This is a genomic window from Candidatus Margulisiibacteriota bacterium (genome assembly GCA_041650635.1).
In the GTDB taxonomy this organism is placed as follows: Bacteria; Margulisbacteria; WOR-1; order JAKLHX01; family JBAZKV01; genus JBAZKV01.
Window position 1 is genome coordinate 18884 of record JBAZKV010000012.1, and the last position, 19951, is coordinate 38834.

Genomic DNA, 19951 nt, shown 5'->3' on the forward strand with positions numbered 1-19951 from the left:
TTTTTACTCTCTCCATTTTCTTAACAGGCCGTCATTGAATGATTCCGGCAGCATGCTTATATTCCAGTCTTTCCTTAACGGGTACTGGTCCTGCGGCCAATTCTCTGGGATTATGAGCCTTCTGCCGTCAGGTATATTGTTCACCTTTATTCCCATCATGTCCTGAATTTCCCTTTCGTGTACCAGGGCTCCCGGCACAATGTCCGTGATCGTATCTATGCGGGGATCGCTGCGGTCAACCTTGACCGCCATAGAAACACCCGTGTTCTTTCCAAAAAGATTATAGATCACTTCAAATTCTGTCCTGTTATCGATTGCGGTAAGAGTGCTTAAATGGCTGTAGCCAAGGTCCTTCATCAGGTAGACCAGAACATCCTTGAACTGGCCGCCTGTCAGCCTGAAATATATCCTTGCTTTACGCGGGCTCTTAAAGTCCGCTATCACTGCCGGGAACTTTGCTTCCAATTTTGCCAGAATATCTTCGTTCATCTATGCCCCCTGTATCTTTTTGAGCAGTTTTACCACTCCGTCAATTATCGCATCAGGCCTCGGAGGACAACCGGGTATATAAACATCCACCGGCACCACCGAGTCGATCCCCTGCAGGTTATTGTAGCAGCCGCGGAATACGCACCCGGAGCAGGCGCAGCTCCCTATTGCTACGACAAATTTCGGCTCCGGCATCTGGTCATAGACCCTTTTGAGCCTGCTTTTGCTGTGGTGGTTGACCGGTCCTGTTGCCAGCATCACATCAGCGTGCCTGGGGGTCCCTTTTAGCACTATCCCGAACCTCTCGACATCAAACCTCGGGGTCAGCGCCGATACTATCTCTATATCGCAGCCGTTGCAGGAGCCGGAGTTGAAATGGACCGCCCACGGAGATTTGATCCTTGCCCACTTTATCAGGTTCTTAAGCATTTATTTTAATTGAAGCGCCGCAACAGCCAGCGCCACTCCTCCTATATAAAAGAATACGGGCAGCGGAGAGACCCCATGCGAAAGCGTAGCTATCGTCAGGGCCGCGACATCTATTATCGTAAAATAGAGCGCGATATGAAAGAACATAGCCGCGTTCGGATTGTGCTTTTTCTGCGGGAGGTCTTCGCCGCAGGCATACATTTTTATTTTACCACTTTGGCCCCCCGGTTTTGGAGCGATAAGTCCCGCACCTTTATAAATGAGCCAGGAAAGACCAAGAAAAAAAACAAAGATCCCTACAGGAGAAAAGACTGTCTCCATCATTTAAGCACCCCCATAAGACCGTAGGCATTGCCGACCGCTCCGTTAACAACGAACAAACCCAGGTCCGGCCACAGACCAAGAGCTAGGACAGAAAGTGCAAGCAGCACCAGCGGCGCCATTACGGATACCGGCGGGTGTTTTGCCGATGCCACGAACTCGCTCTGCCTGCTGCTGTACATTCTGTTTATCGCGGGCAGATAATACCCCAAAGAAAGAACGGAATTAAAGATAGCGAACGCCGAAAGAAGATAGCCTTTGCCTCCCGCCGAAATTCCGGACAAATATATCATCCATTTGCTCATAAAACCTGAAAGCGGAGGAACACCCGCAAGGCCAAGGCACGCCACAGCAAACGCCAGGGCCAGAACTGGCATCTTTTTTGAGAGTCCGCTCAGGTCATCAAGATAGACGGTCCCGCAATAATGGATAGCGGCTCCGGCCGCAAGAAAGGCCAGCCCCTTCATTCCCGCATGTGTTATTACATGGAACAGCCCGCCCTCCATCCCGGCAACCGACAGGTAATGCATCCCTATCCCGATACCAAGAACAATGTAGCCCATTTGCGCTATAGAGGAATAAGCCAGCATTCTTTTTATCCTCTTTTGCGGAAGCGCCATCAGGTTCCCAAAGAACATTGAGATCACTCCAAGGACTATCAGTACCGAACCCGTATCAAGCCCGAGGAAATAAAGCGCAAAGAGCGTTTTAAGCAGTGCAAAGAGCCCGGCCTCGATCACGATCCCGGAAAGCATTGCCGAGATACCGGACGGGGCCTCGGAATGGGCATCCGGAAGCCAGCTGTGGAACGGAACAAGCGCCGCTTTTACGGAAAAGCCTGCAATGAACAGAACTGCGGCAAAGGCAAGAGGGATGCCGGAACCTATCATAAGGCGTGTCTTTAGAGTGAGAAGGTCAAGGGAGCCGGTATAGCCAAAAACGATCGCAATACCAAGAAGCACGCACATGGAGCCGGTAGCGCTCATCACTATATATTTGAACCCTGCCTCAAGACTTTCCCATCTTTCTTTTCTGAAAGAAACAAGGATATATGAGGCAACGCACATAAGTTCAAAGAAAACCCACATATTGAAAAGATCGGTCGAAGCGCCCAGCCCCACGATCGCGCCCGTCATTATTAGGAGAAGCGGATAGTATTTATCCTGCGACAGGTCATGCTCCATATATCTGTAGGAGTACACCGCTACCATTAGGGCCAGCGTAACCGCCGTAAAGCCAAGCAGCAGGCTGAGGTGGTCAAACCTGACCGCGGCAAAATAATAAAAGAGGTTGACCGGATAATGCACCGCGGCACCCGAACTTAGCATGACAAAGATAATGGCAAGGCTTGCCAGAGCAAGAACAAGAGACACACATGCCGTTATGCAGCCCGCAAGGCCTTTATTGGGACTAAGCCTGGAGATCAGGAATGTCAGAAAAGCCCCGCAGAACAATATCATCAAAGGCATTAGTGCCGCCATATTATACTCCCAGCATCTTTATGGAAAGTCTTACAAAAGATGAGACATAACCCGGGAACAATCCTATTAACAATGTCGCAAGAGCAAGAAGAACCATCGGCACATAGACAAGATATCCAGGCCTTTCCCCTGCTGCCGGCTCCTTTTCACCAAAGAACACAGCTGCGACAAACCTTAAGGCGTATGCCGCCGTCAGCACTATCCCCAGGACGGAAAGAGCGGCAAGCCAGGGATATGCGCTCATAAAGCCGCCTGCAAAGATCATCCACTCGCTCTGGAACGCTCCAAAAAGCGGAACCCCTGAAATGGCCAGGCAGGCAACAGAGCCCAGCAAAGCCAGAAAAGGCAGAGCCCTTGCCAGCCCGCCCAGCTGCTCGGTATTTTCGTTTTTTGCCGAAAAGAAAACAGCACCCGCCGTCATGAAGAGAAGGGCTTTTATTACACTGTGATTAACAAGATGGAATGCCGCCCCGGAGATCCCCAGGGCCGTAGCGGTGGCCGCGCCAAAAAGCACATAGCCCATCTGCGAGATGGAGGAATAAGCGACGAGTTTTTTGATGTTCTTTTCCACATATGCCAGCGAAGCTCCGTAGAGCTGGGAAATGACCGCCAGGGACATCATAAGAAGCAGGTACGGCTCAACAGAGACCCTTGGCATCACTCCAAAAAGGAACCTCAAAAGACCGTAGATACCCGCATTCATCATGACCGCGGACATGAGCACGGTTGCAGGATAAGGAGCATTAACATATGTTTCCGGAAGCCAGCTGTGCATCGGGAACACAGCCAGTTTTACAGCAAAACCAAAGAAAAGCAGAAGAGACGCTATCTTAAGCGGGAACAGCGCTACTGCCGGGAGCATATATTTTATGGAAAGCATATCGGTGGTCCCGGTAAGGGAGAACAGCATAAGAAAAGCGAACAAAAGAAGTACCGCTCCCAGATGGGTAAAAATGAAATACTTTACCGCTATGGCGAACGACCTTGCTTTATCTGCCCCAAAGTAAGCGACAAAAGCAAAGGTCGGAAGAAGCATCATCTCCCAGAACAGGTAAAAAAGGATAAGGTCGGAAGAAAAGAAAACCCCGGTAAGGCCGGCAAGAAAAAGCATGACCAGGGAGTAAAATGCCCTGGAATTGAAGTCTTTTTCGTTCTTAAAATAACCCAGCGAATATATGACGGCTAAAAAGGCGACCACGGATGAGACTGCCGCCGCCATCATCGAGAGCCCGTCGCAATAAAAGCCTCCCTTGATGCCGACCAGTTTTATCCACTCCCCCGTTATAGAGACGGTCTTATCAAAAGGAGGAAAAAATAGAAGCAATAAAGCTGCGGCCATCGACGCAAAAGCAAAAACACAGGCCCATACCCCGGAAGAAAAGAACCCTCTGTCCCTGCCGAAAAGGAATATCAGCACGCTCCCCAAAAAGGGAAACAGAAGCACAAGGGATGTAAGAACAAAAATATCCATCACCGCCTCCACACTATCATCCAGACAACCAGGGCAAGGCCAAGGACCATTCCGGAAAGGTTAAGATTAAGCTCTCCGGTCTGCACTTTCCTGAGACTGGAAGAAAAGGAATAAAAAACGCTTCCGACAGCATAATTGAACCTGTTCAGGATGCCTTCGTCCAGGATCCTTGAAACAGACGCGGAAACGGAAATAAAGCTCCCTATCAAAGCCCCGTAGAGGTCATCGAACCAGAAGCCCCGTCCGGCAGCATAAAGATAAGGTCGGGCAGCAAAACCCAGCAGGGATAATATCCTTCGTCTGAAATAATAAGCGGCAACCCCCGTGGTTATAACGGCCAGAGAAAGTATAGTTATGCTGCTAAAAAATATCTCGCGCATGAACTCCGAAAAAGCAAGATGCTCGACATGAATGCCGGACAGATGCAGGCTGCTTGAAAAAGCCGGCGCCAAAAGCCAACTAACGAAAGAGGCAAGCGCCAGCAACGCCAGCGGAAGGCTCATCTGCCACGGAGCATCATGGCCATGGGCTTTAGAGCCGGCACCGAGAAAAACTTTTGAATAAGTGCGAAGTGTATAAAGGATCGTAAAGACCGCGGCAATGCATATAAGGATAAAAGGAAGGGTCTCTTTGGATGCATAACCCGCCGCCAGGATAAGGTCTTTGGAAAAGAAACCGTTAAGGATGGGAATGCCCATAAGAGCAAGGGCGCCGGCGCCGAAGCAGAGCGCTGTCAACCTCATCCGGCCAAAAAGGCCTCCCATGGAATCTATGTTCCTTGTGCCGACGGCATGGATAACGGCGCCGGCGCACAAAAAGAGAAGGGCCTTGAAGATGGCATGGCTCATCAGATGGAACTGCGAGGCAAACAGCCCGCCCGCCCCTATAGAGAACATCATAAAGCCTAGCTGGCTGACGGTAGAATAAGCAAGTATCCTTTTAAGGTCCTTCTCGGAAAGTGCCATGGAAGCAGCAAGGATGGCGGTGAGCGCTCCCACCCAGGCCAGTGAAGTTGTCCAGTAAGGAACTTCATGAAAAAGAGGAAATACCCTTGCCATAAGATAGACGCCTGCATTGACCATGGTGGCGGCATGGATTAGAGCCGAGATCGTGGTGGGAGCCTCCATGGCATCGGGCAGCCACACATGAAGCGGCGCCTGAGCCGATTTGCCTATCGCCCCCAGCATAAAGCCGAAGGCTGAAACGGCAAGAACAGCCGAAGGCAGCATCCCTAGTTTTGCGGCTACCTCAGCCATATTGAAAGTGCCTGTATATACATATAATAGAAGGATGCCGATAAGAAGTCCGATATCCCCCACCCTGGTCGTCATAAAGGCCTTGATGCCTGCGCGGACGGCTTTGGGGTCCCTGTAGAAAAAACCTATAAGGGCATATGAACACAGCCCAACTATCTCCCAGAAGATGTAAAGAGTGAGGAAGTTATCGGAAAGCACGAGCCCTATCATCGAGCCGATAAAGAGCAGTACCAGGCTGTAATACCTGAGAAGGCCGTCCTCTTTTTCCATGTATTTTACAGAATAAAGCACTATCAAGGCGCCGATCACGGCTGCAACGCACACAAGGTTGACCGATAATGCATCAAGGGTGATGCCGATATTTATGCCCGGCAGCCATTCGAAAGAAAAAGCGCTTCCCTGACTTATCTGCGGTATAAGCATCAGCGAAAACACGGCAGTTATCATGGCCGCAAGGACAGCAAAAGCATTCCTGAACCCGCCTCCAAAGAGCTGGGCCGCCGGCACCAGGGCCGCTGACAAAACTGGCACTAAAATAACAAGCGCGCCAAAAACCATATTATCCTTTCAACTTATTAAGATGCTTGACATCCAGGGAGCGGTTCTGCTTAAAAAGGTTCATTATCAGAGCCAGAACAATGGCCGTGACCACCACTTCAATCACTATAATAGTGACGACCAGGGACTGGGTTATCGAGGTGTTGCCGTGAAGATAGCCGAAGCTGATAAAGGCAAAGCTCGCCGCCCTTGCCATTATCTCTATTCCTATGATCATCCTGATCATGTTGGAGGTCCTTAGAACACTGGCAAAGCCGATAAAGAACAGGACAGCAGAGCCCGCAAGATTAAGGTCTATATTGGGAAAAGGCAGGTTCATTGCTTGTTCCTTTCGGCAAAGAAAACCAGTATGCCCATTGCAGCAGTAAAGATCAGCACTGCCTGGACTATGGTGTCGAGCTTCCTGAAATTCCAGAGGACATGGTGAAAATCGCCGAGGTTGATTATCGCAAACGGAAGGGCCGGGACCGAGTAAAGAGATAGTCCTATAACAAGGAACGAGAGCAGCAGCAGTACCGCGGACAAAAGGAGAACAATGTTCTTCACGCTCATTTTCTTTGCCCGTCCTCGTCATTGGTCATGCTGACGACCGTAGAGAACATTACGGTGATAAGGCCTGCGCAGACAGAGAGCTCAAATACGGCGGCATAGGGGGAGTTCATCTTAAAAAAAGCTATCGAGAGAAGTATGCTCAGTATCCCGAGACAGATACCGGCCTTGAGAAGGTCCTTCAGCAGGACCGCGCCTGCCGCGCTTAAGACTAACCCTGTCAAAAGTATAAGGTTCATTTCGTCCTTTTCAATAAAAATCCGCCTCCGTCGGCGGACTACACTGGAATTATAACGGAAATAGAATTTGTATTCAAGCCGGTCGGGGTTCTTTATGCCGGGGCGGACAAAGAGTCTGCTATGATCAGCCCGGCTTTTTCAAAAAAATAGGCTTCAAACGAAAGCCCCAGTTTATCAGTTCTAAAATAGTGCGCCCCATAGTATGGAGCCCCCGCATCACAAGCACCAGAAACATACCTCCGACCATTTTTTAGCCATGAGGAAACAAGAGCGTCTCCCGTTCTTTGAGCAAGAGCTCCGTTGGCAAACACCATAACAGGAGGGAACAATTCTGCTATCGGATAAAATGCTCCGGGACTAAACTCTAAAAGGGGAACTGTGTCATCAGCATTGAATTCTTTGGGTCTTTCTATTGCCCCATTTTTGTCATACGCATAATTTGCACCTTTATTGTAGACTACGAACGAATATGGGCTAATAGAAAGATCTCCCCTTTTGTTCAACAGCTCAATATAATCCCTATACCCGCGATAAGCTTGTGGAACATGCCCAATGGGTGTGTTGTCGCGTGTTGTATCCAGAACAACCACAATATGTTCTTTTTGGACAAATCCCGCGGTACTTTCCCTCAATATCCTAAATACATCGTCATAAAGGCAGTTGGAGCTGACCTTTTCGCTATAATGCACAACTCCCGCGTCATCAAGAACATGTTCCATGTTCCGCAAAAGATATCCCCCCTGGGTCAGATTAGCTATAACATGTATGGGGACCCCCAGATCGTTCGCCCTTTGGACCGAAGGAGCTATAAGGTGTGAACACAAAAGGCGTGATTCCATTGCCACACAAAGCGCGTTATCATGCGCGATCCTTGCATATTTATTGTCAAACGGAACACAGGCTTCCACAGTCCGCACCTGCCGCATTGTCACTCTTGGCCTCAGATTTAATGGCACACCTTTCATCGCCAGGACTCCTTTGAAAGTTTATCTTCAGATTTTTACGGGGATTTCAGCAGCGCGGCTATTGCAGATTTATGGCCCGGATCATCTTACGCAAGGCTTCTTCAACTTCCCGAGATATGCCGTCTCCCGCTCTCATGCTCTTTGGCTGGATCCCGAACAATACCACCACTGCTCCGGTCTCTTGTTCTAAATAATCAACAAATACCGACAGCGGAAAAGAATGAGTGGAAAACCCGGCACCTTCTATCTGTTCCTTATCCAATATTTTTGCACCGCCAGGCTCTCCTCCAAAGTCTGCGGCATCAATTATCAAGATATGGGAAGCTTTTGTCTTTTTTATCGGCCCCGTAAGGTTTTCGGGTGTTGTTCCGCCGAGAAAGACCTCAACCTTAGGATTGTTCAATGTTTTTTGCAGCTCTTTGGCAATAAACATCCCTGCGGCATCATCCCCGTTCATTTCGTTGCCGACGCCTATAACGACAAGTTTTGTATAGCCTGTTATTTTATTTTTGAGTTCCTGAACTGACACTGCTTAACACCTTATACATCCTTTTAAGGATGTCTTTAAGTTCGCTCTCCCTGGTTGAAAGCGGCAGATACAAATACACCACATTTCCTATGGGCCTCAGGATCAGACCGTGCTTTAGCCCTTCCTTATAGATCCGTTGTCCTATCCTATCCTCAAAAGCAAATGGTGTTTTTGCGGTTTTGTCCCTGACAAGCTCAACTGCCCCGATCAGGCCTTTACATCTGACATCCCCGACAAAAGGAAGGCTTCTTAATCGGGAAAGTCCTTTCTTGAGTAGTCCGGAAAGTTTTTTTGCCTTTTGCAGGGTCTTCTCCTGCCTGAAAAGCTTTAGGCTTGCCAGAGCCGCGGCGCAGCCTATGGGATTTGCCGTATAAGTATGCCCGTGATAAAAGGACTTGCGTTTTTCATAGTCCGCATGGAATGCCATGAATACCTTTTCTGTTGTAAGAGTTGCGGCAAAGGGCAGGGTCCCGGAGGTTATCCCCTTGGAAAGGCACAGAAAGTCGGGTGATACTTTGGCCCATTCACAGGCGAACATTTTGCCGGTGCGGCCGAATCCGGTAGCCACCTCATCCAGGATAAGATGAACATTATATTTTTTGCAAAGTTGCGCGGCTCTTTTCAGGTATTCATGAGGATAAATGATCATTCCTCCCGCGGCAAGAACGATGGGCTCCATTATTAAAGCAGAGATCTCCTTTGACCTTCTTTTCAGCAGAACTTCAAGAGGCTTAATACAGTCTATAGAACACGATACCCTTTCTTTCTTCATAGGACACCTGTAACAATAAGGGGTGGGCGCGCTGAAGGATCTAAAGAACAGAGGCTTGAACAGTTTATTAAAAACATCCACTTCGCTTACGCTCATAGCCCCTGCGGTATCGCCGTGATAACCCAGCTCAAGGCAGACGAACTTTTCTTTGGTCCTTACCCCCCTATTCTTCCAGTATTGGAACGACATCTTAAGCGCGGTCTCGACAGCTGTTGAGCCGTCATCCGAATAGAACACCCTGGCCAGTCCTTTTGGAGCAATTGAGATCAGCTTTTCCGCAAGTTCAACCGCCTTTTTATGCGTGAACCCCGCGAACATTACATGGTCCAGCTTCTTTATCTGGGACTTTACCGCTGCGATTATTTTTGGGTGGCAGTGCCCGTGGACATTGCACCACCAGCTTGAGACCGTATCGTAATAGAATTTTCCCTTTTCGTCAAAAAGCTTTACACCCTTTGCCTTTTCGACCAATACAGGAGGAAGTGTTTCATGGTCCTTCATCTGCGTAAAGGGGTGCCAGTTGTATCTTAGATCGCGTTTGATCCATCCGCTCATGTTATTGCAGTTCATCCTTTATATGGCAGCGTTCCAAGGACCGGGACCCCGGCCAGTTCACTTATTATTAAGGGATTATCCTTAAGTATCTTTGGGTCCTGGTCCTCCTGCATATTGTTGAACACTATCCCAAGTATCTTTATCTTTCTTTTTTTCAATGCTTCAACTGTCATAAGCGTCTGATTTACCGTGCCAAGCCTGTTTGCCGCGACAATTACGGCCGGCAATCCCAACTCTTTTACGACATCGATGACCAGGGTCTTTTTGTTCAACGGCACCAGAGCGCCCCCCACCCCTTCCACTATCACATGATCAAACATTTTTGAAAGTTTCTTAAATGAGGTCTTTATCTTCTGCACATCTATTTTTTTCTTCTCGAGCCTGGCCGCAAGATGGGGGGACGAAGCATGCTTAAAACTGTAGGGATTGACCAGATCAATGATATCCTTAACAGCTCTTTTGGTTTTTCCTGCCATCTTAAGATGCTGCGCTATGTCAGGAGAAAAACCTTTGGAGCCGGTCTGCACCCACTTCTGCGTGACCGCGTTGATGCCTTTGTCCAGCAGTTCGTTATAGATTTTTCCCGTAAAATAGGTCTTGCCCACAGCGGTATCCGTCCCGCAGATAAAAACAGCCTTCATATTTGAGCCTCGCAAAAGAAGATCTGGTAAGTTGCCTCGAGCCCCTTATGTTTTTCTTTATAGAGCTCCTCCATTTTTTTCAGCGCCTCCTTGCCAAGGTACCTCGTCCCCATAACTCCCTGTCCCTGAGTCCCGGTGTATTTGATCTTAGTCAGAAGGTCCTTGAGAGACCTGTTCTTTTCTTTCAGTATTTCTTCTTTTATTGCCGTTTTTTTGAACACCCGTGCCAGGATCTTCGCCAGTTCCGTCTTTCCGTGGAACGCTTTTGAACTTATAAAAATGTTCTTTTGCAGGCAGGACCGTAGCGTCCAGTAGAGCTCGTGGAATGTCAGGGGGCCAAAGATCGAAAACATCATCCTTCCGCCCGGACCAAGCAGTTCCTTAAAGGACAGCAGCGCTTTTTCCAAGTCCCTGAACCACTGGAAAGCCGCATTGGATACAATGAGGTCAAAAGGAGCTGCCGAGGAGAATTCTTCCGCATCAGCAACAATGTACTCGGCATCGCCCACCTTTTTCTTCGCCTCCAGTATCATTTCGTCTGATATGTCCAGAGCGTAAATGCGCGCCGATCTATATTTGCCTCTCAGCATTTTTGTAAGCAGCCCGGTCCCGCATCCGATATCAAGTATCTGATGCGCGCTCTCCGGAAGCATCCCGATCAGCTTCTGTGCAGCCTGCTGCTGAACTCCGGCATACCTGTCATAGGTCTTGGCATACCTGGAAAAGTTGCGTTTAACAGTCTCTTTTGCCGTCTTGGGCATAGAGATAATGATAACAAATCGCAGGCGATCTATGGGAACGGTATATGTCCTGCCCCTTCGACAAGTTCAAAACTTGCTCCGGGCAGCTTTTTCTTTAGTTCTATAACTTCTTTGGCCGGCACTATCCGGTCATTGAGGCCGTAGATAAAGGACGCCTTGGTATTTTTTAGCGCTTCCGTATCAAGCGGGTTTGCGACCAGATAGTCCAGTCCCGCATACAATTCTTCAAGAGAGAACATTTCCAGATATTCTTTCATCAATTTATCCTTGAACCATTTAGAAGCCTGTTCTTTTCCTCCGGCAAAGCATTCAAGGTAGAACTTATAAAGATATGCCTTCCTGCTTTCTTTTAGGTATCCTTTGACCTTTTCTATTCCGTCTTTTTCATATTTCTTTTTTATACTAACAAGGATCAGCTCCTCAATCATCTCCGGATGCTTGACGGCAAAGTCTGCCGCGCAGTATCCCCCAAGAGACCAGCCGAAGAGGGAGACCTTTTTAATATTGTTTTGGACGGCATACTCAAGAAATTCGGCTTCAAATGTGTTTGGGTTGAATGGCGCGGGCAGGATGTAGTCATAGGGCAGATCCAGTTTCTCGAAGATCCGGTGGTCCGTTGCCCAGCCGGGAAGAAGGATGAGGGAGGTGTCGCAGCGATTATTGGTTATCTTGAACATTTGGCCCTCACCCTACCCTCTCCCAGAGGGAGAGGGATATTATCGTACAGTTGCCTTATCCTATCAAATAATTTGTGAATACTTTGGTTTACTTCCTTATTCGTCACCCTAATAAAAGTGTAACCCTTTGATTCTATGATGTTTTGTCTTTCTTTGTCATATTCTTTTTGCTTAAGATGGATCGGACCGTCAATCTCAATAACCAGCTTCAACTCGCGGCAGCAGAAGTCAACGATAAATCCTTCTATAACAAATTGTCTTCTGAATTTGAGTTTTAAAAATTTGCTGTCCCTTAGATATTGCCATACCTTATTCTCTTCCCATCTGTGTTCTTTTCTAAGTTGCCTGGCAAATTCCTTTTTTATCTGTCTCAAAATAAGTCTCCCCCTCTCCCATCGGGAGAGGGACGGGGTGAGGGGGTATCAAAGGACCTCCGCCACCCTCTTTAACATCTCTCTGCTGTGCCCGAAGTTGAGAGAAAACCTCAGCCTCGCGCTGCCCTTTGGCACGGTAGGATGCCTTATCGGAAGGACCCAGAAGCCGTTCTTTTTAAGAGAGTTAGAAAGCTTGACCGCCGCAGCGTTCTCTCCTACAACTACAGGAACGATCTGCGAACTGCCCAGGACTTTTAGGCCTTTTTCACTTAACAAGGACCTGAAATAAGAGGAATTTCCAAGAAGTTCCCTGGCCCTTTGTCTTTCTTTTTTGACCACATCTATCGCGGCAAGATCGGCTGCCGCCACCGCGGGAGGCAGAGAAGTTGAATAGATAAAACTGCGGCAGGTGTTTATAAGATAATTCTTCATGTTCCTCGAGCAGGCAAGATAGGCGCCAAAGCTACCCAGGGCTTTGCTGAAGGTCCCCATTATCAGGTCAATTTCTTCCGACAACTTTTCCTGCTCCACAAATCCCGCCCCGGTCTTTCCGAAAACTCCCGTGGCATGAGCCTCGTCAACAAAGAGAAGAGCGTTGTATTTGTTCTTGATCCTTACAAGGTCCTCAAGGGGAGCCAGGTCGCCGTCCATGCTAAAAACAGACTCGGTTATTACAAGAGCGTGCCTGAAGTTTTTTCTGTGCCGCTTCAGGATATCCTCCAGATGCTGAATATTGTTGTGTCTGAACCTAAAATGCGAGGCGCCGGAAAGCTGGACTCCGTCTATTATGCTGGCATGGCTTAGCCTGTCCGAAAGCACCAGGTCCTCTTTGCCGCAGAGCGCGCTGATGATGCCAACATTGGCCTGGTAACCGGTATTGAATACTAGAGCAGCCTCTTTTTGCTTGAACTCGGCTGTCTTTGTTTCGAGCCCGTCGTGGACATCAAAACTCCCAGAAAGAAGTCTGGAACCCAAAGAACCGACCCCGTATTTGTCCAGGGCATTTTTTGCAGCCTCGACCAAAGCGGGATGGCTGGAGAGCCCCAGATAATTGTTAGAGGAAAAGTCGATGTACCTACAGCCTTCGATCTCTATCTCGACCTCGTTCCTTGACGAAAGATGGGTTAAAGCCCTGAAGGCGCCTTCTTCCTTTCTTGTCTTAAGGAATTCCTTTATCCGGTCTTCCACAGTTGCCCTATCTCTCTTATGAATTTTTTGTCCTCTTCCACAGACCTTCCTCTCGTGGTTAGGTATCCCCCGATCAGCATCCCGTTGGCGCCTGCCGCAAAACACATCGCCTGGTAATCCTTCATAACTGTTTCCCTGCCTGCAGCCACTATTATAGATACATCTCCGAGCATTATCCGGAAGATCGCAATTGTGCGCACAGCATCAAAAGGCGTAATGAAGTCGGCCTTTCCCATTGCTGTGCCCTTGACCGGAACAAGGATATTTATTGGGACCGAATCCACTTCGAGTTCTTTTAATGTGGAGGCCATGTCAAGCCTGTCCTGCCAACTCTCCCCCAGTCCGATTATCCCTCCGCTGCAGACCTCAAGTCCCGCCGACTTAGCAGCTTTGATCGTTGCGACCCTTTCATCAAAAGTATGTGTTGAAACTATTTTAGGATAGAAATTCCTTGAGGTCTCGATGTTATGATGATATCTGGAAAGCCCGGCAGCCTTAAGTCTTTTCAACTGTTTTTCTGAAAGAGCGCCCAACGATGCACACAATCGTATTTCTATTGCTTGCCCCGAGCGAGCGTCAGCGAGTCGAGGGGTATTTCTATGTATTTCCCTGTATGTTTCTTCAATAGTTTTGAGTTCATCTTCTGTAAGAACATTTCCGCTCGTAACTATACTGAATCTTTTAGCTCCGTTCTCCTGCGCGTGCAACGCCTCATTAGCCATGGTTTCTTTTGTCTTAAGCGGGTACACTTCTATATCGGCGCTGTGAAAGGACGATTGGGCGCAAAATTTGCAGTCTTCCGTGCAGAGACCGGACTTGGCATTTGTGATCGTACAGACATCAAGAGGCAGAGAAAGGCCCCTGCGCTTTTCGTCTGCTTTCTTGATAAGGTCCGCTATCGGCAGCTCAAGCAGTTCGCCGTAAGAGGAGTTCATACGAGCTGATCCCGATTAAACAAAAAGACGCTTACTTCTTTTCGTTCTCCGCGACAAATTTCTTGATCTCCTCGATATTCTCGAGTATCAGTTTTGCTTTTGACATCCCGAACTGGAAAGGATACTGGTCATCCTCGTTCCTTTTTAATACTATCATCGGCTTACCCTTGAACTCGGACCTTTCAACTACCATTAGTTTTTCTCCTTTAAGAACATAATATCAGAGATGCTCTCTGTTTTCAAATTGCGCTCGTCAATTGTTACCGATAGGATAAAGTCCGGGGTTTTTAGGCGGAACAAGCGTGGAAGGAACTTCAAGGTCGTTTTCTTCAAGCAGGATCACATCCCTGAGTATATCAGCCGCGGGGCCCTGTTTAATTATTTCACCGCCGTTGATCAGAACCACTTTTGAACAGGTCTCAAAGGCAAGCTCAGGGTCGCAGGTCGCTATAAGTTTTGTGCCTTCTTTTTCTCTGATCAAACCGACCAACTGGTCCTTGTGCCTTGCGTCAAGACCGGTTATAGGCTCATCAAGGCAGATTATATCTATGCCCGACACAAGAAGCTGTTCTGCCGCGGCATAGCGGTTTTCGCCCTCACTCAAAGGCCCGTGGACCTGCTGATGCAGTATTCCGGGAGATGAAAGGACCCTGACAAATCCTTCTCCGCTAAGAGAACCTTCTATTATTTTGATCAGGGTCGATTTGCCGCTGCCGTTAGGCCCTATAATGGCGACAGCTTCTCCCTCAAGGATTTCCAGACTTATATTTGAAAGGGCTGCTTCCTTGCCAGGGTAAGCATATGAAACCTCTCTCAACTCTACCGCCGTATTCATTTTTCCCAGACCTCCGCATCGTACTGTCTTACCATCCTGTGGGTAGAAAAGAAAGCGGCCTCCCCTATGCAATTGATCATCATGTCAACCCAGGGGGAGTCCTCAAGAGAGGTATTTCCAGCAGAAGTATCATAATAGAGCTTTGCCATTTCGCCTAAAGCCTTGTAGAGTTCTTTGGAGTCCTGCTCCAGGCGCAGATCGCTTTCACTTCCCATCTGCCCTTCTTTAGGAACATATCCAAAGATACGCCCAATGTTCTTGTCCTTTGCCTCAACCACCCAGCCGTCAAGAGTGCTGAGCTGAAGGACCCCGTTAACAATGGCCTTCATGCCGCTGGTCCCGGAAGCCTCAAAAGGAGGTATAGGATTGTTGAGCCAGATGTCGCTGCAGCTGGTAAGGAGCTTGCCAAAATATGTGTCGTAGTTCTCAAGAAAATAAACTCTCAGGGACTTTCTCTGCCCTCCAAGGTGCGTGATCTTTGACATCATTTCTTCTATCTGCACCGAAGCAGAAAGGTCTGCAGGATGCGCCTTGCCGGCAATTATGATCTGAAGGCCTCCCGCCTCTTTTGCTATTTTCACAAGTTCTCCGGGGTCCTGAAAAATAAGGGTAGGCCTCTTGTATCCTGCAAACCTCCTTGCCCACGAAACAGTAAGGACCTTGGGATCAAAGAACCAGGCTTTTAAAAGAGAGGCTAGCCTATTCTTGTTCTCCTGATGCGCATCCCAGAGCTCTTTCCTGAAAGCGGGGTCTTTTTTAAGCTGCATGACATTCCTGAGGAGTTCCGGGTCGGATTCTATGTCGCCAAGCTCTGCCTTGCGGTTGGCGAGGACCTTTTTTATGGGTTCCGACATCCAGGTAAAAGTATGGATGCCGTTCGTTATGCTCTTGATCTTGTCCTTGAACTGAGGGAACTGTATGTGCATCACCTCGCCGTGCTTTTTGGAAACTCCGTTAACCTTATCGCAATGCCTTATCAACAACTGGGTAAGATTTGCTACCCCGGGATTTTTGTCATCGGATCCGAGTCTTACCGTCAGACCCGCCCTTTCGCTGCCCATGGCCGCCTCTACCTCCTGCAGGCCGAACCTGTCATGCCCGGCCTCCACCGGCGTGTGGCAGGTATATCCAAATGAAGAGGACAATTCCTTTTCCGGGACCTTTAGTGCTTTTTCTATCATGGCAAAGGCAGCATGTCCTTCGTTGAGGTGGTATCTGCCGATCTTGTAGCCCAGAGCTTCCAGCGCCGCCATGCCGCCGGCCCCAAGTATCATCCTCTGTACGATCTTGGTCCAGGCATTGGTGCTGCGGTACAACTGGTCGGTATACTCTCTGAGATATTCCACATTTTCGAAAGTATTAGCGTCAAGAAGCACCAGAGGTACGACATTCTTAAGGTCGTACGAATACACATAGTATTTCCACAGTTTGAGGACAAGTTTCTGTCCGCTTAAAGCTATATCGACTTTCTTCTTGAGAGGGACCAGCCCGGGATAGGTTTCGGGGTCCCAGGTAAGCTCCTCCGGGAACTGTCCGCCGCCCTTGAACCAGAATTTTTGGCTGAAATAACCTTTGTGCCAGAGGACACCCACCGCCACCAGAGGTAGCGCAAGGTCAGCAGCTGACTTAAGCGTGTCGCCCGCAAGAACGCCCAGGCCTCCGCTGTAGATGGGAAGGTCGATCATCCTGTCCACATTGAGCCGATGAAAATAGTCCATTTGCGTCATATTGGAAAAAACTTCGTGCTCCTTGACAAAATTTGAAGGAGAGATCTTCCTTGTTGTCTTAAAAGCATGGTACACAGAAGGCGCCAGCCCGTACTCCATGGAAAAATAAGCCACGGACCTTGACGATCCTGACACCAGTTTTTCTTCCGCCTCGATTATAGGCTCAATAGGATAACCGAACCATGAGGCCTGAATGTCGGCAGAAAAACCTCCCCTTTCTTCTATCCCCGTCAGATCAACAAGCCGGTTCTTCATGTCCCTTACTGTCCCCTTTCTCTACTCTGCTCAGGGCAGCTGAAGCCAGCTTGACAGCTGCTTCCACTGTTCTAAGGTCTTTTAGATCGTTCCCGAATATGGGGATGATTATCACATTCCCCAAAAGTTTGCCCTCCCTGGTCAGCCCCATTGCATAAAAGTGCCTGACTTTGAAGAACTGATCTATGTCCTCGGCTATTTCCATAGGCACTTTACCAAGAGAGATCCTGTGGATGCCGCCTTCCACTTTCTTGAGCCGGCCGCTGGTCAGTATCTGCCGGGCTTCGCCATCAAGCTTGAACACAGTGTTCAAATAGTCCCTGCCCAGCATCTGCAGGGCTTTTTGTACCAAAGGCCCCACACCGCTGATAGCCCTGGAAGAGAACTGGTCATACATGTTGTCAAAGGAATTGACAAGGACAAAAGAATCTCCGCTGACCTTGTGCAATTCTTCTGCAATGGCCCCGTAGATATTTGCGCTCCTATCAAGGCTCATCAGCCTTTCTGCAGCAGAGGAGAACATCTCCGCTATGCTGGCATCGGAAGCAACAACAGACCGTTTTCTAAGCACAAGAAAGAAGACCGCCGCAGAAGTTGCCAGGACAAGCAGAACCAGTGCTGCAGATAGATATACCATGAAGCTATTCTATCAAATTAATCCCGCTTTACCAAATTTGATTTATCAGGGGGATAATAATAGAATGATCATGGAGAACAACAATTAACGCCTTAACCCTTCTCATTATCGCTCTCTGCGTTTTTGCCCTGGCCTACAGGTATTACGGTGCGTTTCTGTCGGCAAAAGTGCTTGTTCTTGACAAAAACAGGCAGACCCCCGCCTACGCACTGAGGGACGGGCATGATTATCACCCCACCAACAAATGGGTGCTTTTTGGCCATCACTTTGCCGCCATAGCCGGCGCCGGGCCTCTGATAGGGCCGGTCCTTGCCGCGCAGTTCGGCTATCTTCCGGGGGCCGTCTGGATAATAATAGGAGCCGTTCTTGCCGGAGCGGTCCACGATTATGTCATCCTTTTTGCTTCGGTACGGCATAACGGGCTTTCCCTGCACAAAATCGCAAGGGACTATATAGGAAAGACCACCGGGATAGCAACAGCAATAGCAGTGCTTTTTATTATCATAACCGCGCTGGCTGGGCTTTCTATCGTGGTGGTAAATGCCCTTTCCCACAGCGCCTGGGGAACTTTTGCCATCGCCGTGAGCATCCCAGCTGCCCTGTTCGTTGGGCTATATATGTATGTACTAAGAAAAGGCGATATTGTCGGGGCATCTTTAATAGGGACACTTCTCCTTCTGGCGGGGGTGTTCTTTGGATACTATATCCAAAACTCTCCTGCGGCCATGGCCTTTACTTTTTCCAAACAGCAGCTCTCGATAATCCTTCCGGTATACGGCTTCATTGCTTCCGTACTTCCTGTATGGATGCTGCTCTGTCCCAGGGATTATCTTAGTTCCTACCTTAAGATAGGGACTGTTGCTCTCTTGGGGGTGGGGATATTTTTTGTGAGGCCCGAGCTCAGCATGCCCGCCGTTACTCCGTTCATACACGGCGGAGGGCCTATAATCCCGGGCAGGGTCTGGCCATTTGTGTGCATCACTATAGCCTGCGGCGCCATCTCCGGGTTCCATGCCCTGATCTCCTCCGGCACAACGCCAAAAATGATCTCAAGCGAAAAAGACATCAGACTGATAGGTTACGGAGCGATGCTGGTGGAAGGGTTTGTGGCGTTGATGGCGCTGATAGCCGCAACCACCCTTATCCCCGCCGATTATTTTGCGATAAACTGCTCTCCGGAGGTCTTTAAGACCCTGGGAATGCAGGTAAAAGACCTGCCCGTTTTGTCCGCTATGGTGCAGGAGAACATTGCCGGGCGGCCCGGAGGCGCGGTATCGCTTGCTGTCGGCATGGCACAGATCTTTTCCGGCATACCGGGGATGAAAGGCCTGATGGGTTATTGGTATCACTTTGTCATTATGTTCGAAGCATTGTTCATTCTGACCACCGTTGACACAGGCACCCGGGTGGCAAGGTTCATTACGCAGGAGATACTGGGAAAGGTCTCAAAACCTTTTTCTGACATAAAATGGAAGCCCGGAATAGCAGTTTCGAGCTTTTTGGTGGTTTTTTCTTGGGGATATATGGTTTACAACGGGGACATCGCAACTATCTGGCCGATGTTCGGGGTGGCAAATCAATTGCTGGCTACTGCGGCTCTGATAATAGGAACAACTATAATCCTTAAGAACAGCAGAAAAAAACTCTATGCCCTGGTCACGTTCATCCCTATGGTCTTTATGCTTGCCACCACAGCGACCGCAGGCATAGAGAACATATTCTGGAACTATCTGCCGAAACAGACCTTTAACGGCAGATTGAACGCCCTGCTCTCCTGCGTGATGCTTATACTCGTCCTTATCATAGCCGTTGACGCGTTCATAAAATGGGCCGCTTACTTAAAAGAGCACGGGCTATCAGCTCAAAGCCCTGACAAAGAAGAAAAGACATCCGAAAAAGAGGAAGCATTGGAGCTTGATATATAGCAATGAGGAAGTTCCGGCCAATATTAGCATTAACTTTAACGGTCCTTGCCTTTACAACAGGATCGGCTTTTGCTGCGGAAAACCGACCGGACCTGATCCAAACAAAACCTTATTCATCATTTTCCATCCGGTTAAGATCCAATCCTACCACCGGATATTCCTGGAAGATCTCAAAGATCTCGGATAAAAGGATCGTTAAAGCCTCGGCATCCAGGTATGAACCTGACCGGCCCGTTCTTTCGGGAAGCGGAGGACAGGAGATCTGGAGCTTCAAAGCTCTCAGACCGGGAAAAGCCAGGATAGAAATGTCCTATCAAAGGCCCTGGGAAAAAGGGGTCCCGCCCGCCAGGACAAAGACCTTCAGCATAAGGGTCAGGTAGCT

Annotated in this window: 24 protein-coding genes; 2 read left to right on the plus strand and 22 right to left on the minus strand. The window is 48.8% G+C overall.

Annotated features, from left to right (window positions below):
• Positions 1–3: 3 nt before the first annotated feature.
• The 22 genes from WC490_04550 to WC490_04655 form a co-directional block, all read right to left on the minus strand.
• Positions 4–489 carry an NADH-quinone oxidoreductase subunit C gene (locus WC490_04550; protein ID MFA5097878.1) on the minus strand — a complete coding sequence of 162 codons (486 nt, stop codon included), beginning with the start codon at positions 487–489 and terminating at the stop codon, positions 4–6.
• On the minus strand, positions 490–918 hold the full coding sequence (locus tag WC490_04555) for an NADH-quinone oxidoreductase subunit B family protein (GenBank protein MFA5097879.1): 429 nt from the start codon (positions 916–918) through the stop codon (positions 490–492).
• Positions 919–1242 carry an NADH-quinone oxidoreductase subunit A gene (gene ndhC, locus WC490_04560; GenBank protein ID MFA5097880.1) on the minus strand — a complete coding sequence of 108 codons (324 nt, stop codon included), beginning with the start codon at positions 1240–1242 and terminating at the stop codon, positions 919–921.
• Positions 1239–2720: a proton-conducting transporter membrane subunit gene (locus WC490_04565; GenBank protein MFA5097881.1), complete on the minus strand. Its 1482-nt coding sequence runs from the start codon at positions 2718–2720 to the stop codon at positions 1239–1241. Before WC490_04565 ends, ndhC begins: the two co-directional genes overlap by 4 nt.
• A gap of 1 nt (position 2721) precedes the next feature.
• Complete coding sequence (locus WC490_04570; protein MFA5097882.1) at positions 2722–4191, minus strand: NADH-quinone oxidoreductase subunit M; 1470 nt, start codon at positions 4189–4191, stop codon at positions 2722–2724.
• Positions 4191–6005: an NADH-quinone oxidoreductase subunit L gene (locus tag WC490_04575; protein MFA5097883.1), complete on the minus strand. Its 1815-nt coding sequence runs from the start codon at positions 6003–6005 to the stop codon at positions 4191–4193. Before WC490_04575 ends, WC490_04570 begins: the two co-directional genes overlap by 1 nt.
• Position 6006: 1 nt before the next feature.
• Positions 6007–6324: an NADH-quinone oxidoreductase subunit NuoK gene (gene nuoK / locus WC490_04580; GenBank protein MFA5097884.1), complete on the minus strand. Its 318-nt coding sequence runs from the start codon at positions 6322–6324 to the stop codon at positions 6007–6009.
• On the minus strand, positions 6321–6551 hold the full coding sequence (locus WC490_04585) for a hypothetical protein (protein MFA5097885.1): 231 nt from the start codon (positions 6549–6551) through the stop codon (positions 6321–6323). The genes nuoK and WC490_04585 overlap by 4 nt, the downstream gene beginning before the upstream one ends.
• Before the next feature lie 2 nt (positions 6552–6553).
• Positions 6554–6793 (minus strand): NADH-quinone oxidoreductase subunit J, encoded by a 240-nt coding sequence (locus tag WC490_04590; protein ID MFA5097886.1) that lies wholly within the window; start codon positions 6791–6793, stop codon positions 6554–6556.
• A gap of 92 nt (positions 6794–6885) precedes the next feature.
• Positions 6886–7749: a hypothetical protein gene (locus tag WC490_04595; GenBank protein MFA5097887.1), complete on the minus strand. Its 864-nt coding sequence runs from the start codon at positions 7747–7749 to the stop codon at positions 6886–6888.
• Positions 7750–7816: 67 nt separating this feature from the next.
• Positions 7817–8287: a hydrogenase maturation peptidase HycI gene (gene hycI / locus WC490_04600; GenBank protein MFA5097888.1), complete on the minus strand. Its 471-nt coding sequence runs from the start codon at positions 8285–8287 to the stop codon at positions 7817–7819.
• Entirely contained in the window at positions 8262–9614 is a 1353-nt protein-coding gene (gene bioA / locus WC490_04605) for an adenosylmethionine--8-amino-7-oxononanoate transaminase (GenBank protein MFA5097889.1), read from the minus strand. Before bioA ends, hycI begins: the two co-directional genes overlap by 26 nt.
• 11 nt (positions 9615–9625) lie before the next feature.
• Positions 9626–10255, minus strand: a complete 630-nt coding sequence (bioD, locus tag WC490_04610; GenBank protein MFA5097890.1) for a dethiobiotin synthase — start codon at positions 10253–10255, stop codon at positions 9626–9628.
• Positions 10252–11016: a malonyl-ACP O-methyltransferase BioC gene (gene bioC / locus WC490_04615; protein MFA5097891.1), complete on the minus strand. Its 765-nt coding sequence runs from the start codon at positions 11014–11016 to the stop codon at positions 10252–10254. Before bioC ends, bioD begins: the two co-directional genes overlap by 4 nt.
• A 29-nt stretch (positions 11017–11045) precedes the next feature.
• On the minus strand, positions 11046–11693 hold the full coding sequence (locus WC490_04620) for an alpha/beta hydrolase (protein MFA5097892.1): 648 nt from the start codon (positions 11691–11693) through the stop codon (positions 11046–11048).
• Positions 11681–12067: an endonuclease domain-containing protein gene (locus WC490_04625; GenBank protein ID MFA5097893.1), complete on the minus strand. Its 387-nt coding sequence runs from the start codon at positions 12065–12067 to the stop codon at positions 11681–11683. The genes WC490_04620 and WC490_04625 overlap by 13 nt, the downstream gene beginning before the upstream one ends.
• Before the next feature lie 48 nt (positions 12068–12115).
• A complete protein-coding gene (gene bioF, locus WC490_04630; GenBank protein MFA5097894.1) occupies positions 12116–13255 on the minus strand; it encodes an 8-amino-7-oxononanoate synthase in 1140 nt (379 codons plus the stop codon).
• Entirely contained in the window at positions 13240–14190 is a 951-nt protein-coding gene (gene bioB / locus WC490_04635; protein MFA5097895.1) for a biotin synthase BioB, read from the minus strand. Before bioB ends, bioF begins: the two co-directional genes overlap by 16 nt.
• A 31-nt stretch (positions 14191–14221) precedes the next feature.
• On the minus strand, positions 14222–14383 hold the full coding sequence (locus WC490_04640) for a hypothetical protein (protein MFA5097896.1): 162 nt from the start codon (positions 14381–14383) through the stop codon (positions 14222–14224).
• Positions 14384–14443: 60 nt separating this feature from the next.
• Positions 14444–15025, minus strand: coding sequence for an ATP-binding cassette domain-containing protein (locus tag WC490_04645; GenBank protein MFA5097897.1), 582 nt, complete (start codon positions 15023–15025; stop codon positions 14444–14446).
• A complete protein-coding gene (gene glgP, locus WC490_04650) occupies positions 15022–17007 on the minus strand; it encodes an alpha-glucan family phosphorylase (GenBank protein ID MFA5097898.1) in 1986 nt (661 codons plus the stop codon). The genes WC490_04645 and glgP overlap by 4 nt, the downstream gene beginning before the upstream one ends.
• On the minus strand, positions 16988–17644 hold the full coding sequence (locus WC490_04655) for a hypothetical protein (GenBank protein ID MFA5097899.1): 657 nt from the start codon (positions 17642–17644) through the stop codon (positions 16988–16990). The genes glgP and WC490_04655 overlap by 20 nt, the downstream gene beginning before the upstream one ends.
• A gap of 83 nt (positions 17645–17727) precedes the next feature.
• On the opposite strand from WC490_04655, the gene WC490_04660 reads away from it, so the two are divergent.
• Both WC490_04660 and WC490_04665 read left to right on the plus strand, forming a co-directional pair.
• Positions 17728–19569, plus strand: coding sequence for a carbon starvation protein A (locus WC490_04660; protein ID MFA5097900.1), 1842 nt, complete (start codon positions 17728–17730; stop codon positions 19567–19569).
• A gap of 2 nt (positions 19570–19571) precedes the next feature.
• The gene (locus WC490_04665) at positions 19572–19949 is read left to right on the plus strand and encodes a protease inhibitor I42 family protein (GenBank protein ID MFA5097901.1); all 378 of its coding nucleotides are present in this window, start codon (positions 19572–19574) and stop codon (positions 19947–19949) included.
• Positions 19950–19951: the final 2 nt, after the last annotated feature.